The organism is Pseudomonas sp. CFBP13509, from assembly GCF_005233485.1.
Classification (GTDB): Bacteria; Pseudomonadota; Gammaproteobacteria; order Pseudomonadales; family Pseudomonadaceae; genus Aquipseudomonas; species Aquipseudomonas marginalis.
The window spans coordinates 1-15,043 of the sequence record NZ_QGAA01000009.1; the positions used below are offsets into that span (position 1 = coordinate 1).

A 15,043-nucleotide genomic window follows, 5' to 3' on the forward strand; every position below is an offset into this window, starting at 1 on the left:
GAAGCACGCGTTATCGTTGACGTTTTTCGCGAGCAAGCTCGCTCCTACAGGAGGCGATGTACGCTTAACTGACTGGCATTAGGGCTTGCCCCCTTCCACATTGGGTCCGAATCCATCTCGTGGATCGGCTTTTGCATTTTTTTCACACCCCATCCGGATAATCCTCAGCCTCCTGCGCGCGGGTCCATTGATCCTGTGCTATCACCTACCGCTGACTTTCCGGAAAAGCACCCAATGGCCGTGTCCCTGCCTTCCGCCACACCCAAGCCGCGCTCTCGCTTTGCCTTGCGCTGGTATTCCTGGCTATTTCTGGCGGGTGCCATCGTGTACGGCATTTCCTGGGCCATGCATTGGGACGATCGCGGCGTGCTGTGGCTGTTGGAGGGCTTTGAAACGCCCGCCGAGCGCAGCGAAAGTGTGTGGTTGCCTGACTATCACGTTGTCATCGACGCCAAGGTTTTGCCGGGCATGGAGAAAGACGAAGCCTCGGACGTCTCCTATAACCCGCAGACCAAAACCCTGTTTTCCGTCATGGGTAAAAACCCGTTCCTTGTCGAGCTGAGCCTGCAAGGCGATGTATTGCGCAAGATGCCGCTCAATGGCTGGGACAACCCGGAAGGCGTGACCGTGATGGAAAATGGCCTGATGGCCGTGGTCGACGAACGCCAGCACAACCTGACCATCGTCAAGATCGACGCTGCCACCCAGCAATTGAACAAGGCCGACTTCCCGAGCTATGACCTGGGCCCGTCCAAGGATCAGAACAAAGCGTTCGAGGGGCTTACCTGGGACAAGCGCAATCAGCAATTTGTGCTGGGAGAAGAGCGGCCGCCGGCGTTGTTCACCTGGAAAAGCGACGGCAGCCAGACCCTTGTCGGCGATAAACAGAAACTGGCCAGCAAAGAGCTGGACATGCGCAACCTTTCGGCCCTGGCCATCGACCCGCGCACCGGCCATCTGCTGGTGTTATCGGCCGACTCCCACTTGTTGCTGGAGTTGGATGAGAAGGGTGAACAAGTCAGCTTCATGACCCTGCTCGGTGGCTTCAACGGCCTCAAGAACACCATCCCTCGTGCGGAGGGGGTAACGATGGATGAGGACGGCACGCTCTATATGGTCAGTGAGCCAAACCTGTTCTATCGTTTCGAAAAGCAGAAATAACAGACGAATCACGTCGGATATTTCTCTATTAGCGGCATTCGCCAGACACCGGGGCGCGTTTAAGTTTAAATTCAGACAGGCGTGATATTCATTCGCCACTTTTGACTTTGAGCACCGCCCGATGCGTCGATTTGCCCGCCCCAAACCCATTCTTTTTATGCTGGTGTTGATCGCCCTGGTCAGCGCCGGGGCTGTTGCGCAGCATTTTCGCCTGTTCGAGCGCGCCTGGTTCAACTGGCAGGCCTGGCGTCAGCCGGCGGACGAGCGCTCCATCGGCCTGGCGGATTACCGAGTGACCCTTGAAGCCCAGGTTATCGAAGGGCTCGACGACGATGTCTCGGCCCTCACCTACGATCCGGTACGCAAGAGCCTGTTTACCGTCACCAATAAAAACGCCGAGCTGATCGAGCTGTCCCTTGAGGGCAAGATCCTGCGACGCATCCCGTTGGTGGGGTTTGGTGATGCCGAGGCGGTGGAATTTATCAGCGACAACATCTATGTCATCACCGACGAGCGCCAGCAGCGGCTGATCAAGGTGCATGTGGACGACGATACCCAATTCCTCGACGCCGCCGATGCGGAACAGATGACCCTGGGCCTGCATGTCGGGGGCAACAAGGGGTTTGAGGGGTTGGCCTATGACTCGGTGGGCAAGCGCCTGTTCGTGGCCAAGGAACGCGACCCGATGCTGATCTACGAGGTCCACGGCTTTCCCCATTTCAAACCGGAAAAAACCTACTCGGTGCACGTGATCAACAACCCCAAGCGCGATGCCGGGTTGTTTGTACGCGACCTGTCGAGCCTGCAATACGACGAGCGCAGCGGTCATTTGCTGGCGCTGTCGGACGAGTCGTTCCTGGTGCTGGAGCTGGACATCGACGGTCGCCCATTGAGCAGCCTGTCTCTGCTCAATGGGCGCCATGGCCTGAAAAAACGGGTGCCCCAGGCCGAAGGAATCGCCATGGATGACGAGGGTACGTTGTACCTGGTCAGCGAGCCGAACCTGTTCTACGTGTTCAAGAAACCCAATCCCTGAGACACATTGGGTTTTGCATCAGGCTTTAAGGGTTTTCACGCCTTCGGAAGTGCCCAGCAGCAGCACATCCGCCGGACGCGCAGCGAACAAGCCGTTGGTGACCACGCCGACGATGGCGTTGATCTGGGTCTCAAGCTCCACCGGGTGGGTGATCTGCATATTGAACACGTCGAGGATAATGTTGCCGTTGTCGGTCAACACGCCTTCGCGGTACACCGGATCGCCACCGAGCTTTACCAGTTCGCGGGCTACGTGGCTGCGAGCCATCGGGATGACTTCCACCGGCAGCGGGAACGCGCCGAGCACCGGTACCAGCTTACTGGCGTCGGCGATGCAGATAAAGGTCTTGGCCACCGCCGCGACGATCTTCTCGCGGGTCAGGGCTGCACCGCCGCCCTTGATCAGGTTCAGGTGTTCGTCGCTTTCATCGGCGCCGTCGACGTAGAACTCCAGGTCGCTCACGGTGTTGAGCTCGTACACCGGAATGCCATGGCCCTTGAGGCGCGCGGCGGTGGCTTCGGAACTGGCCACGGCGCCGTCGAATGCGCCTTTGTGCCGGGCCAGCGCATCGATAAAGCAGTTGGCGGTGGAGCCGGTGCCGACACCGACGATGCTCTTGTCGTCGAGTTTGGGAAGGATTAAATCGACGGCGGCCTGGGCCACTGCCTGTTTGAGTTGATCCTGGGTCATGCGGGCTCCGGAACGGGCGGGGAGTAAAGAGGGGCGCGAGTATAACCCAACAAAACCTCCGGATTCGTGTGGTCGCCCGGCCAAACGCTGGGTTAGACTCCTTGGCCCTGCCCAACCCGCCCAGTGATTTCCGCCGATGCTTGAACAGTACGTCAAAAAGATCCTCACCTCGCGCGTCTATGACGTTGCCGTAGAAACCCCGCTGCAGACCGCCCGCCAGCTCTCCGAGCGGTTGGGCAACAAGGTCTGGCTCAAGCGTGAAGACCTGCAGCCGGTGTTCTCGTTCAAGATTCGCGGCGCGTACAACAAGCTGACTCAATTGACGGCTGAAGAGCGTGCACGCGGCGTGGTCACGGCCTCGGCGGGCAACCATGCCCAGGGCCTGGCCCTGGCGGCCAAGGTGCTGGGGGTCAAGGCCACGATCGTGATGCCCAAGACCACTCCGGAGATCAAGGTCGAAGGCGTGCGCTCCCGTGGCGGTAAAGTGGTGCTGCACGGCGATTCCTTCCCGGAAGCCCTGGCCTACTCGCTGAAGCTGGTCGACGAAAAAGGCTACGTCTACATTCACCCCTACGATGATCCGCACACCATTGCCGGGCAGGGCACCGTGGCGATGGAGATCCTGCGCCAGCACCCGGGGCCCCTGGACGCGATTTTTGTACCGGTGGGCGGCGGCGGGCTGATCGCGGGCATTGCGGCGTACGTGAAATACCTGCGCCCGGAGATCAGGATCATCGGCGTCGAACCGGACGACTCCAACTGCCTGCAAGCTGCCATGGCTGCCGGCGAGCGTGTGGTGCTGCCCACCGTGGGCATTTTTGCCGATGGCGTGGCGGTGGCGCAGATCGGCCAGCACACCTTCGACATCTGCAAACACTATGTGGATGAAGTGATCACCGTCAGCACCGATGAAATCTGTGCGGCGATCAAGGACATCTACGACGACACCCGCTCCATCACCGAGCCGGCCGGCGCGCTCGGCGTAGCAGGCATCAAGAAATACGTGGAGACCCGTGGCATCAGCGGGCAAACCCTGGTGGCCATCGACTCCGGCGCCAACGTCAACTTCGACCGCCTGCGCCATGTGGCCGAGCGCGCCGAGCTGGGTGAAGGCCGCGAAGCCATTATTGCCGTGACCATCCCTGAGAAACCGGGCAGCTTCAAGGCGTTCTGCGAGGCGGTGGGCAAGCGCCAGATCACCGAGTTCAACTACCGCTACCACTCCGGCAGCGAAGCGCACATCTTTGTCGGCGTGCAGACCCATCCGGAAAACGACCCGCGCAGTGCGCTGATCGCCAGCCTCACCGGCCAGGGTTTCCCGGTGCTGGACCTGACCGAGAACGAACTGGCCAAGTTGCACATCCGCCATATGGTCGGCGGGCATGCGGCCAAGGTCAGTGATGAAGTGGTGTTCCGTTTCGAATTCCCGGAACGTCCGGGGGCGCTGTTCAACTTTCTTAATAAATTGGGCGGACGCTGGAACATCTCGATGTTCCACTATCGCAACCACGGTGCCGCTGACGGCCGTGTGGTCGCCGGCCTGCAAGTGCCGGCGAACGAGCGCCATCTGGTACCGGCGGCCCTGGAGGCCATTGGCTACCCGTATTGGGATGAAAGCGATAACCCGGCCTACAAACTGTTTCTCGGTTGAGCGACTACGCTGATTGGGGCGGCCTTTAAGGAAAACGACATATGGAAACCCTGACCACCCTCAAAGTTATCCACATCGCCGCCACGGTGTTGCTGCTGCTCAGCGGCCTCGGCCTGGCGCTGTTGGCCTGGCGCAAGCGCAGCGACGGCCCGGCCGTGACTGTGCAGCGCCCGTGGGCGTTCGTGTGGTTGCTGATGGGCGTTTGCATGGTCAGCATGCCGTTTACCGGCTGGTGGCTGGTGCACCTGGTCGGCTGGCCGCTGGGGCAGACCTGGATCCTGGGTTCCAGCATCCTCTACACCGTGGCCGCGCTGGCCTGGTTCTGGCTGGTGGCACGGCTTAACCGGCTGCGCAAAGGCGAGGGCGGCAGCCTGAATTTCACCTTGGTGCTGGCGGTGGTAAGCCTGGCGGGGTTTGTGGCGATTGCCGGGTTGATGGGCGCCAAGCCGGTTTAAGGCTTTGGACCGTGTCGCCTGCATCGGGAGCAAGCCCCCTCCCACATTTGACTGTGTTCACAAATCAAGTGTGGGAGGGGGCTTGCTCCCGATAGGGCCATCAGCTACGCAGCGTAATCACCGGCCAACCCCGCTTCTCGGCTTCAGCGCGCAGATTCGGATCCGGATCCACCGCCACCGGATGCGTCACCTGCTCCAACAGCGGCAGGTCATTCATCGAGTCGCTGTAGAAGTAACTGTCTTCCAGGCTGTAGCCAGTCTCTTCCAACCACCGATTCAAGCGCGTCACCTTGCCTTCACGAAAACACGGCACATCAGTGCTGCGCCCGGTGTAGCGGCCATTTTCCATCTCGCACTCGGTGGCGATCAGCGTCTCGACGCCCAGGCGTGCGGCAATTGGCGCGGTGACGAAACGGTTGGTGGCGGTGATGATCACCAGCTTGTCGCCAGCGGCGCGGTGCTTGGCCAGCAGTTCAGCAGCCAGGGGCAGCATGATCGGCTCGATGCAGTCGCGCATATAGTCGTTATGCCATTCGTCCAGCTGGGCCATCTCGGTGCGGCCGAGGATGTCCAGGCAGAAGTTCAGGTAGGCGGCGTTGTCCAGCTTGCCGGCCAGGTAGTCCTGGTAGAACTCGTCGTTGCGGGCTTTGTAGGCGACCGCGTCGAGAATCCCCCGTTCGCAGAGGTAATCGCCCCACGCGTGGTCGCTGTCACCGCCGAGAAGGGTGTTGTCCAAGTCGAATAAAGCCAGGCGCATTGCAGTTACTCGCTGAAAAGTCTGTAAAAAGGCGTCCAGAATACGGTCTTTTCACAAGAGTGCACATAAGGTAAGAAGCCTCGTTGCCGCTGGAACAACCTTTGTGGAACAATGCGGCGACATGCGTTTGCGAGGTTGTTGCCGTGATCGACCCCGATGGTTTCCGTCCTAATGTCGGGATTATTCTTACGAATGATGCCGGACAGGTGCTATGGGCTCGCCGAATCAACCAAGATGCCTGGCAGTTTCCTCAAGGCGGAATCAACCCCGACGAAACCCCTGAAGACGCCTTGTACCGTGAGTTGAACGAAGAAGTCGGCCTTGAGCGTGAAGATGTGCAGATTCTGGCCTGTACCCGGGGCTGGTTGCGCTATCGTTTGCCGCAACGCCTGGTGCGTACCCACAGCCAACCGCTGTGCATCGGCCAGAAGCAGAAATGGTTTCTCCTGCGCCTGATCTCCAACGAGCAGCGGGTGCGGATGGATTTGACCGGTAAGCCGGAGTTCGATGGCTGGCGTTGGGTCAGTTATTGGTACCCGCTGGGCCAGGTGGTGACATTCAAGCGCGAGGTTTATCGTCGCGCTCTCAAAGAGCTTGCCCCGCGCCTTTTAGCGCGCGACTGACGACGGAGTTCGACCCCGAGCCATGCTCAATACGCTGCGCAAGATCGTCCAGGAAGTTAACTCCGCCAAGGATCTCAAGGCGGCGTTGGGGATTATTGTGTTGCGCGTCAAGGAAGCCATGGGCAGCCAGGTCTGCTCGGTTTACCTGCTGGACCCAGAGACCAACCGTTTTGTGCTGATGGCCACCGAGGGCTTGAACAAGCGCTCCATCGGCAAGGTCAGCATGGCGCCCAATGAAGGTCTGGTGGGCTTGGTGGGGACGCGTGAAGAACCCCTGAACCTTGAAAACGCGGCCGATCACCCGCGTTATCGCTACTTTGCCGAAACCGGCGAAGAGCGCTACGCCTCGTTCCTCGGCGCACCGATCATTCACCACCGCCGCGTCGTCGGCGTATTGGTCATCCAGCAAAAAGAACGTCGCCAGTTCGACGAGGGCGAAGAAGCCTTCCTCGTGACCATGAGCGCGCAGCTCGCCGGGGTTATCGCCCACGCCGAAGCCACCGGCTCGATTCGCGGCCTGGGCGGCCAGGGCAAGGGTATCCAGGAAGCCAAGTTCGTCGGTGTACCGGGTTCGCCGGGTGCGGCGGTCGGTACTGCCGTGGTCATGTTGCCGCCGGCCGACCTCGATGTGGTGCCGGACAAGCACGTCGACGACATCGACGCTGAAATCAAACTGTTCAAGACGGCCCTGGAAGGCGTGCGCGCCGACATGCGCAACCTGTCGACCAAGCTGGCCACCCAGTTGCGCCCCGAAGAGCGCGCGCTGTTTGACGTGTACCAGATGATGCTCGACGACGCGTCCCTCGGGAACGAAGTCAAGACCGTGATCAAGACCGGCCAGTGGGCCCAGGGCGCGCTGCGTCAGGTGGTCACCGATCACGTCAACCGTTTCGAATTGATGGACGACGCCTACCTGCGCGAGCGGGCCTCGGATGTGCGCGACCTCGGCCGCCGCCTGCTGGCCTACCTGCAGGAAGACCGCAGCACCAACCTGGTCTACCCCGACAACACCATCCTGATCAGTGAAGAACTGACCGCCACCATGCTCGGCGAAGTGCCCGAAGGCAAGTTGGTGGGCCTGGTCTCGGTCCTGGGTTCGGGTAACTCCCACGTCGCGATCCTGGCCCGGGCCATGGGCATTCCGACGGTGATGGGCCTGGTAGACCTGCCGTACTCCAAGGTCGACGGTATCGACATGATCGTCGATGGGCATCGCGGCGAGGTGTTTACCAACCCCAGCGAAGTCCTGCGCAAGCAATACGCCGAGGTGGTGGAAGAAGAGAAGCAACTGGCGCTCGGGCTCGATTCCTTGCGCGAACTGCCGTGCGTGACCCTCGACGGTCACCGTGTACCGCTGCTGGTCAACACCGGCCTGCTGGCCGATGTGGCGCGCGCGCAACAGCGCGGCGCCGAAGGCGTGGGGCTGTACCGCACCGAAGTGCCGTTCATGATCAACCAGCGTTTCCCGAGTGAGAAGGAGCAGCTGGCGATTTATCGCGAGCAACTGTCCGCCTTCCACCCGTTGCCGGTGACCATGCGCAGCCTGGACATCGGTGGCGACAAGTCACTGTCGTATTTCCCGATCAAGGAAGACAACCCCTTCCTCGGCTGGCGCGGTATTCGCGTTACCCTCGACCACCCTGAAATCTTCCTGGTGCAGACCCGTGCCATGCTCAAGGCCAGCGAAGGCCTGAACAACCTGCGCATCCTGCTGCCGATGATCTCCGGCACCCATGAGCTGGAAGAAGCCTTGCACCTGATCCACCGTGCCTGGGGCGAAGTGCGCGACGAAGGCGCCGACGTACCGATGCCGCCGATTGGCGTGATGATCGAAATCCCGGCGGCGGTGTACCAGGCCAAGGAACTGGCGCGGCAGGTGGACTTCCTGTCCGTGGGTTCCAACGACCTGACCCAGTACCTGCTGGCCGTGGACCGTAACAACCCACGGGTGGCCGACCTCTACGACTACCTGCACCCGGCGGTGCTGCAAGCCCTGCAACACGTGGTGCGCGACGCCCATGCCGAAGGCAAGCCGGTGAGCATCTGCGGTGAAATGGCCGGTGACCCGGCGGCAGCGGTGCTGTTGATGGCGATGGGCTTTGATAGCCTGTCGATGAACGCCACCAACCTGCCGAAGGTGAAGTGGATGCTGCGCCAGGTTGAACTGAGCATGGCCAAGGATCTGCTGGCGGAGTTGATGACCATCGACAACCCGCAGGTTATCCACAGCTCGCTGCAATTGGCGCTGAAAAACCTGGGGCTGACGCGGATGATCAACCCGGCGTCTGCCAAGACCCTTTAATGGCGATACGCAGCCCCCGCCCGTAGCAGCTGTCGAGCGCAAGCGAGGCTGCGTCGGGCGCGCTGCTGGGTAAGACGGCATCAGCGTCAGAACTTGAGTTCTACCTCTCCGAGCCGCCCACCATGCGGTCCAAAGCTTCGCTCCACCATCCGCCGCGTGCCATCGGCATTCACAATCAACGCCGTGCTCGCCCGTGTCCCATAACTCGGGCTGGCGATAAACACACTCGACAGCAAACTCTCCGTCGCCAACCCCACGCCGGTATCCGGCAGCTCGGCAAACGGTGCAATCTGCGGATCGCTCAGAATCTCCAGTAGCGCTTCGGGCTGGGGATCGTTCAGCAACTCACTCAGCGCGGCTTTGGCCTTAAGCAGTTTCGGCCAAGGTGTATCCAGCCCTGCATTGGATAACCCATACACGCCCGCTTTCAACTGCGTCGGCTCGGTGTGATTGGCGTTGTAATGCCACAACTCTTCCCGCGTCCCCACCAGCAGGTTAAACCCGGCATATTCAATCGAACGGCCGTTAACCTCGGCCAAATACTGGTCAATCGGCAGCGAACCACTGAGAAACCGTGCCACCAGCTCCCCGCGGGACTTGCGTGCCGGCGGCTGGTGCGGATCACGGATATTGGTCAGGGCAGCAAAACGCCCATCGGCATTCACGCCCAGCCAGGTGCCGCCCGCTTCCTGATCGCGGCCGGCGTAGACTTCGGGCGCATCCGGCCACTGCGCCAGCGGCAGGCTGGGGCGGGCGTAGAACTCATCACGGTTGGCCGCGACGATCAGCGGTTGGGCATGGCCCGGCCGCCAGGCAAAAACAATCAGGCACATCAGGCGATTCCCGTTTGTGTTTTTTGCCACTCTACCCACACCGGCAGCGGCGTTCCATCGTATCCAGTTGGGTCGCATGCCTTCCATCCGTTAACATGCCGGACCTGGTTTGGGGGCTCCCATGGAATTTCTGCTGTATTTGCTGCTGGGCGCGTGCGCGGGCGTACTCGCCGGGCTGTTTGGCGTGGGCGGCGGGATCATTATCGTGCCGGTGCTGGTGTTCAGCTTCACCTTGCAGGGCTTCGACCCGCAGGTGCTTACCCACCTGGCCGTGGGCACCTCCCTGGCGACGATCATCTTTACCTCGGTCAATGCCGTGCGTGAGCACCACCGACGTGGCGCGGTGCGTTGGCCGATCTTTGTCTGGATGACCGTGGGCATCCTGCTCGGCGCCGGTTTTGGTGCGCTGACCGCCGAGGCGATTTCCGGCCCCCACTTGCAGAAGATCATCGGCGTATTCGCCCTGATCATCGCCGTGCAACTGGCCCTGGAGGTCAAGCCCAAGGCCAGCCGCACGGTGCCGGGCAAGCTCGGCCTGACTGTGGCCGGTACCCTGATTGGCTGGGCTTCGGCGATTTTCGGCATTGGCGGCGGCTCGCTGACCGTACCGTTTTTGACCTGGCGCAGCGTGCCGATGCAACAAGCGGTGGCCACCTCGTCCGCCTGTGGCCTGCCGATTGCCTTGGCCAGTGCGTTAAGTTTCATGATTCTGGGCTGGCATGACCCGCTGTTGCCCGCTCATAGTCTAGGGTTCGTGTATTTGCCGGCGCTGCTGGGCATTGCCCTGACCAGCATGGTGTTTGCCCGTTTCGGCGCACGCCTGGCGCACCGGTTGTCGCCGCGCTTGCTCAAGCGGTTGTTCGCCGGCTTGCTGTTTTGTGTCGGTTTGAATTTTTTGCTGTAACGCAGGCTTAATCGCGCCCGGGCATGGTCCGGTTGCCATAACGAATGATTTAACGAGGAGTCGCAATGCTGCCTTACCCGCAGATCGACCCGGTGGCCCTGGCCATCGGTCCGCTGAAAATCCACTGGTACGGGTTGATGTACCTGATCGGCATCGGCGGTGCATGGCTGCTGGCCTCCCGGCGCCTGAACCGTTTCGACCCGACCTGGACCAAGGAGAAGCTCTCCGACATGGTGTTCTGGTTGTCGATGGGGGTGATCGTCGGCGGGCGCCTGGGGTATGTGCTGTTTTACGATCTCTCGGCCTACATCGCCAACCCGACGCTGATCTTCGAAGTGTGGAAAGGCGGCATGGCATTCCACGGTGGCTTTATCGGCGTAATGATCGCGGCCTGGTGGTTTGGCCGGCGCAACGGCAAGTCGTTCTTCCAACTGATGGACTTCGTCGCGCCGCTGGTACCGATCGGCCTGGGCGCCGGGCGCATCGGCAACTTCATCAACGCCGAGTTGTGGGGCAAGCCGACCGACGTGCCGTGGGCCATGGTGTTCCCGCCGTTCAGCGACCCGGCGCAACTGCCGCGCCATCCGTCGCAGCTGTACCAGTTCGCGTTGGAAGGCGTGGCCCTGTTCCTTATCCTGTACCTCTTTTCGCGCAAACCACGCCCGACCATGGCCGTTTCCGGCATGTTCGCGCTGTTCTACGGGATCTTCCGTTTCATCGTCGAGTTCGTGCGCGTGCCGGATGCCCAGCTGGGGTACCTGGCGTGGGGCTGGCTGACCATGGGACAAGTGCTCAGCATTCCGATGATCCTGGTCGGCCTGGGCCTGCTGTGGTGGGCGTACAATCGCCCGCAACCGCTGAAGCACACCGCGCTTTAAATTCGAATGCCGAGGCCCGCGAGGTCTCGGCTTCAACGATACGGGTAATGACATGAAGCAATATCTCGAACTACTGAACGACGTCGTGACCAATGGCCTGACCAAAGGCGACCGTACCGGCACCGGCACCAAGGCCGTGTTCGCCCGTCAGTATCGGCATAACTTGGCCGACGGCTTCCCGCTGCTGACCACCAAGAAGCTTCACTTCAAAAGCATCGCCAACGAGCTGATCTGGATGTTGAGCGGCAACACCAACATCAAGTGGCTGAACGAAAACGGCGTGAAAATCTGGGACGAGTGGGCCACCGAAGAAGGTGACCTGGGCCCGGTGTACGGCGAGCAGTGGACCGCCTGGCCGACCAAGGATGGCGGCACGATCAACCAGATCGACTACATGGTGCACACGCTCAAGACCAACCCCAACAGCCGTCGCATCCTGTTCCACGGCTGGAACGTCGAGTACCTGCCGGACGAAACCAAAAGCCCGCAGGAAAACGCGCGCAACGGCAAACAAGCCCTGCCACCGTGCCACCTGCTGTACCAGGCGTTCGTGCATGACGGCCATCTGTCGATGCAGTTGTACATCCGCAGTTCCGACGTATTCCTCGGCCTGCCGTACAACACCGCCGCCCTGGCACTGCTGACACATATGCTGGCCCAGCAATGCGACCTGATTCCCCACGAGATCATCGTCACCACCGGCGACACCCACGCCTACAGCAACCATATGGAGCAGATCCGCACCCAGCTGGCGCGCACGCCGAAGAAGCTGCCGGAACTGGTGATCAAGCGTAAGCCGGCGTCGATCTACGATTACAAGTTCGAAGACTTTGAAATCGTGGGCTATGACGCTGATCCAAGCATCAAGGCCGACGTGGCTATCTAAAGGCTGCCTCAGTCTAAGGGTGTGGGCTTGTGTGGGAGGGGGCAAGTCGAATCGTCGCACCGCCCCTCCCACATTTGGTCCGGTTAATGCCCGTGGCTTCTGCCTACGTGTGAGGGCTCGGCCTCGCTGGCGGCTACACCGCCGTTGACCTCCAGTCGCTGCAAAATCCCGCAGTGGTCCCCACCGCCACAGCGTTGGCGCAGGTCCAGCAACTGCTCCTGCAACGCCAGCAGCCCGTCAATCCGCGCTTTTACATGGTGGATATGCTCGTCGATCAACGCATTCACGTTTTCACACTGGTCCTGGGGGCTGTCCCGTAGCCCGAGCAGGCTGCGGATCTCTTCCAGGGTCATGTCGAGGCTGCGGCAGTTGCGGATAAAGATCAGTCGCTCGGTGTGCGCCTGGGTGTACACGCGGTAGTTGGCCTCGGTGCGTGCCGGGGGTGGCAGCAGGCCTTCCTTCTCGTAATAACGGATGGTTTCCACCGGACAATCGGTCAGTTTGGCCAGTTCGCCGATCTTCATTGCAGCAATCTCCAAATGGGTGCTTGACCCTATAGTGGCTACAGGGTCTTTACTTGGCAACAGGCACCTTACGGACGCGACCTGATGAGCGACTCCATTCACACCCCGCATAAACACGACCATGACCATGATCATGGGCCGAAGAAACTCACCCCCGTGCACGATCACGGCCATGGCGGTTCCTGCTGTTCCGGCACGCCTGCGCCTGCGCTGGTGCAGTTGAGCGAGGCGCCCACCGCCGGCTCGCGCCTGAGTACCTTCCGCATCGAAGCCATGGACTGCCCCACCGAGCAGACGCTGATCCAGAACAAACTGGGCAAGCTGGCCGGTGTGCAGCAGCTGGAATTCAACCTGATCAACCGCATCCTCGGCGTCACCCATGACCTGCCGAGTACCGCGCCGATCATCGATGCGATCAAATCCCTGGGTATGCAGGCCGATCCGATCGTGGAGGGCACCCCGGCCGCCGAGCCGCCCGCCAAGAAGCATTGGTGGCCGCTGGCGTTGTCCGGTGTGGGCGCGTTGGGCGCCGAAGTACTGCACTTCACCAACGCCGCGCCCACTTGGGTGATTGCGCTGGTAGCGCTGGTGTCGATCCTCAGCGGCGGCCTCACCACCTACAAGAAGGGCTGGATTGCCCTGAAAAACCTCAACCTGAACATCAACGCGTTGATGAGTATCGCGGTCACTGGCGCGGTCCTGATCGGCCAGTGGCCGGAAGCGGCCATGGTGATGTTCCTGTTTACCGTGGCCGAGCTGATCGAAGCCAAGTCCCTGGACCGTGCGCGCAATGCCATCAGTGGCTTGATGCAGATGACACCGGAACAGGCCACGGTTCGGCAGGCTGATGGAAGCTGGGTTGAAATGGAGGTCAAGAGCATTGAGCTGGACGCAATCGTGCGGGTAAAACCCGGCGAGCGTATCGGCCTTGACGGTGAAGTCACCGCCGGCCAGTCCACCATCGACCAGGCGCCGATCACCGGTGAAAGCCTGCCGATTGAAAAGACCGTCGGCGATAAGGTCTTCGCCGGCACCATCAACCAGGCCGGTTCCCTGGAGTACAAGGTCACGTCGGCTGCAAACAACTCCACCCTGGCCCGCATCATCCATGCGGTGGAGCAGGCCCAGGGCGCGCGGGCACCGACCCAGCGGTTCGTCGACAGCTTCTCGAAAATCTACACCCCGGCCGTATTCCTGTTCGCCCTGGGTGTGGCGCTGATCCCGCCGCTGTTCATGGCCGGCGCCTGGTTCGACTGGATCTACCGCGCCCTGGTGCTGCTGGTAGTGGCGTGCCCGTGCGCGCTGGTGATCTCCACCCCGGTGACCATTGTCAGCGGCCTGGCGGCTGCGGCGCGCAAAGGCATCCTGATCAAGGGCGGTGTGTACCTGGAGGGCGGTTACAAGCTTGACTACCTGGCCCTCGACAAGACCGGCACCATCACCCACGGCAAGCCGGTGCAAACCGATTACCTGGCGCTGTTCACCACTGTCGAAGACAGCGCCCCGGCCCTGGCTGCCAGTTTGGCCGGGCGTTCCGACCACCCGGTGTCCCTGGCAATCGCCAATGCGGCGGTGGATAAAAACCTGCCGGTGCACGTTGTGGATAACTTCGAAGCCCTGGCCGGTCGCGGCGTGCGCGGCGATATTAATGGCCAGACCTATCACTTGGGCAACCACCGCCTGGTGGAAGACCTCGGCCTGTGTTCGCCGGAGTTGGAAGAAAAGCTGTTCGCCCTGGAAAAACAGGGCAAGTCCGTGGTGCTGTTGCTTGACAAGTCCGGCCCGCTGGCGCTGTTCGCCGTGGCCGACACAGTCAAGGACAGCAGCCGCGAAGCCATCCAGCAACTGCATGAGCTGGGCATCAAGACTCTGATGCTCACCGGCGACAACACCCACACCGCCCAGGCGATTGCGGCCCAGGTCGGCATCGATCAGGCCCAGGGCGACCTGTTGCCCACCGACAAGCTGCACGCCATCGAAACCCTCTACGGCCAAGGCCACCGGGTGGGCATGGTCGGCGATGGCATCAACGACGCCCCGGCCCTGGTCCGCGCCGAGATTGGCTTTGCCATGGCCGCAGCAGGTACCGACACCGCTATCGAGACGGCCGATGTGGCCTTGATGGACGATGATTTGCGCAAGATTCCGGCATTCATTCGTTTGTCGCGGCAAACGTCGAGTATCCTCAAGCAGAACATCACCCTGGCCCTGGTGATCAAGGCGATCTTCCTGGTGGTCACGTTCCTCGGCATGGCGACCATTTGGATGGCGGTGTTCGCCGACATGGGCGTGGCCCTGCTGGTGGTGTTCAATGGCCTGCGCCTGTTGCGCAAATAGAGGATG

At 61.3% G+C, this 15,043-nt stretch carries 14 protein-coding genes; 10 read left to right on the plus strand and 4 right to left on the minus strand.

The features are described from left to right. Positions 1-234 precede the first annotated feature (234 nt). A complete protein-coding gene (locus tag PspCFBP13509_RS16150) occupies positions 235-1,161 on the plus strand; it encodes an SdiA-regulated domain-containing protein (protein WP_065938078.1) in 927 nt (308 codons plus the stop codon). Positions 1,162-1,282: 121 nt separating this feature from the next. Beyond that, positions 1,283-2,197 (plus strand): SdiA-regulated domain-containing protein, encoded by a 915-nt coding sequence (locus tag PspCFBP13509_RS16155; protein WP_027608420.1) that lies wholly within the window; start codon positions 1,283-1,285, stop codon positions 2,195-2,197. A gap of 18 nt (positions 2,198-2,215) precedes the next feature. On the opposite strand, the gene rpiA is transcribed toward PspCFBP13509_RS16155, so the two are convergent. Further along, a complete protein-coding gene (rpiA, locus tag PspCFBP13509_RS16160; RefSeq protein ID WP_065924352.1) occupies positions 2,216-2,887 on the minus strand; it encodes a ribose-5-phosphate isomerase RpiA in 672 nt (223 codons plus the stop codon). Positions 2,888-3,023: 136 nt separating this feature from the next. On the opposite strand from rpiA, the gene ilvA reads away from it, so the two are divergent. Both ilvA and PspCFBP13509_RS16170 read left to right on the plus strand, forming a co-directional pair. Continuing rightward, positions 3,024-4,538, plus strand: coding sequence for a threonine ammonia-lyase, biosynthetic (ilvA, locus tag PspCFBP13509_RS16165; protein ID WP_137212340.1), 1,515 nt, complete (start codon positions 3,024-3,026; stop codon positions 4,536-4,538). A 41-nt stretch (positions 4,539-4,579) separates the two neighbouring features. Next, the gene (locus PspCFBP13509_RS16170) at positions 4,580-4,993 is read left to right on the plus strand and encodes a DUF2269 family protein (RefSeq protein ID WP_137212341.1); all 414 of its coding nucleotides are present in this window, start codon (positions 4,580-4,582) and stop codon (positions 4,991-4,993) included. 100 nt (positions 4,994-5,093) lie between these two features. On the opposite strand, the gene PspCFBP13509_RS16175 is transcribed toward PspCFBP13509_RS16170, so the two are convergent. Next, positions 5,094-5,750 (minus strand): histidinol-phosphatase, encoded by a 657-nt coding sequence (locus PspCFBP13509_RS16175; protein WP_137212342.1) that lies wholly within the window; start codon positions 5,748-5,750, stop codon positions 5,094-5,096. 143 nt (positions 5,751-5,893) lie between these two features. On the opposite strand from PspCFBP13509_RS16175, the gene PspCFBP13509_RS16180 reads away from it, so the two are divergent. Both PspCFBP13509_RS16180 and ptsP read left to right on the plus strand, forming a co-directional pair. Next, positions 5,894-6,373, plus strand: coding sequence for an RNA pyrophosphohydrolase (locus PspCFBP13509_RS16180; RefSeq protein WP_003176750.1), 480 nt, complete (start codon positions 5,894-5,896; stop codon positions 6,371-6,373). Positions 6,374-6,395: 22 nt separating this feature from the next. Next, the gene (ptsP, locus tag PspCFBP13509_RS16185) at positions 6,396-8,675 is read left to right on the plus strand and encodes a phosphoenolpyruvate--protein phosphotransferase (RefSeq protein ID WP_027608425.1); all 2,280 of its coding nucleotides are present in this window, start codon (positions 6,396-6,398) and stop codon (positions 8,673-8,675) included. An 86-nt stretch (positions 8,676-8,761) separates the two neighbouring features. Here the strand turns inward: ptsP and PspCFBP13509_RS16190 are convergent, their stop codons facing one another. After that, positions 8,762-9,508, minus strand: a complete 747-nt coding sequence (locus tag PspCFBP13509_RS16190) for an NRDE family protein (protein WP_137212343.1) — start codon at positions 9,506-9,508, stop codon at positions 8,762-8,764. 121 nt (positions 9,509-9,629) lie between these two features. On the opposite strand from PspCFBP13509_RS16190, the gene PspCFBP13509_RS16195 reads away from it, so the two are divergent. The 3 genes from PspCFBP13509_RS16195 (at position 9,630) to PspCFBP13509_RS16205 (ending at position 12,176) form a co-directional block, all read left to right on the plus strand. Continuing rightward, entirely contained in the window at positions 9,630-10,412 is a 783-nt protein-coding gene (locus PspCFBP13509_RS16195) for a sulfite exporter TauE/SafE family protein (protein WP_137212344.1), read from the plus strand. Between the two features lie 65 nt (positions 10,413-10,477). After that, entirely contained in the window at positions 10,478-11,290 is an 813-nt protein-coding gene (gene lgt / locus PspCFBP13509_RS16200) for a prolipoprotein diacylglyceryl transferase (RefSeq protein ID WP_065924346.1), read from the plus strand. A gap of 52 nt (positions 11,291-11,342) precedes the next feature. Then, positions 11,343-12,176 carry a thymidylate synthase gene (locus PspCFBP13509_RS16205; RefSeq protein ID WP_137212345.1) on the plus strand — a complete coding sequence of 278 codons (834 nt, stop codon included), beginning with the start codon at positions 11,343-11,345 and terminating at the stop codon, positions 12,174-12,176. Positions 12,177-12,259: 83 nt separating this feature from the next. Here the strand turns inward: PspCFBP13509_RS16205 and cadR are convergent, their stop codons facing one another. Next, positions 12,260-12,700, minus strand: coding sequence for a Cd(II)/Pb(II)-responsive transcriptional regulator (gene cadR, locus PspCFBP13509_RS16210; RefSeq protein ID WP_027606134.1), 441 nt, complete (start codon positions 12,698-12,700; stop codon positions 12,260-12,262). An 84-nt stretch (positions 12,701-12,784) separates the two neighbouring features. Between cadR and PspCFBP13509_RS16215 the strand changes: the two genes are divergently transcribed. Further along, entirely contained in the window at positions 12,785-15,037 is a 2,253-nt protein-coding gene (locus PspCFBP13509_RS16215; protein WP_137212346.1) for a heavy metal translocating P-type ATPase, read from the plus strand. Positions 15,038-15,043: the final 6 nt, after the last annotated feature.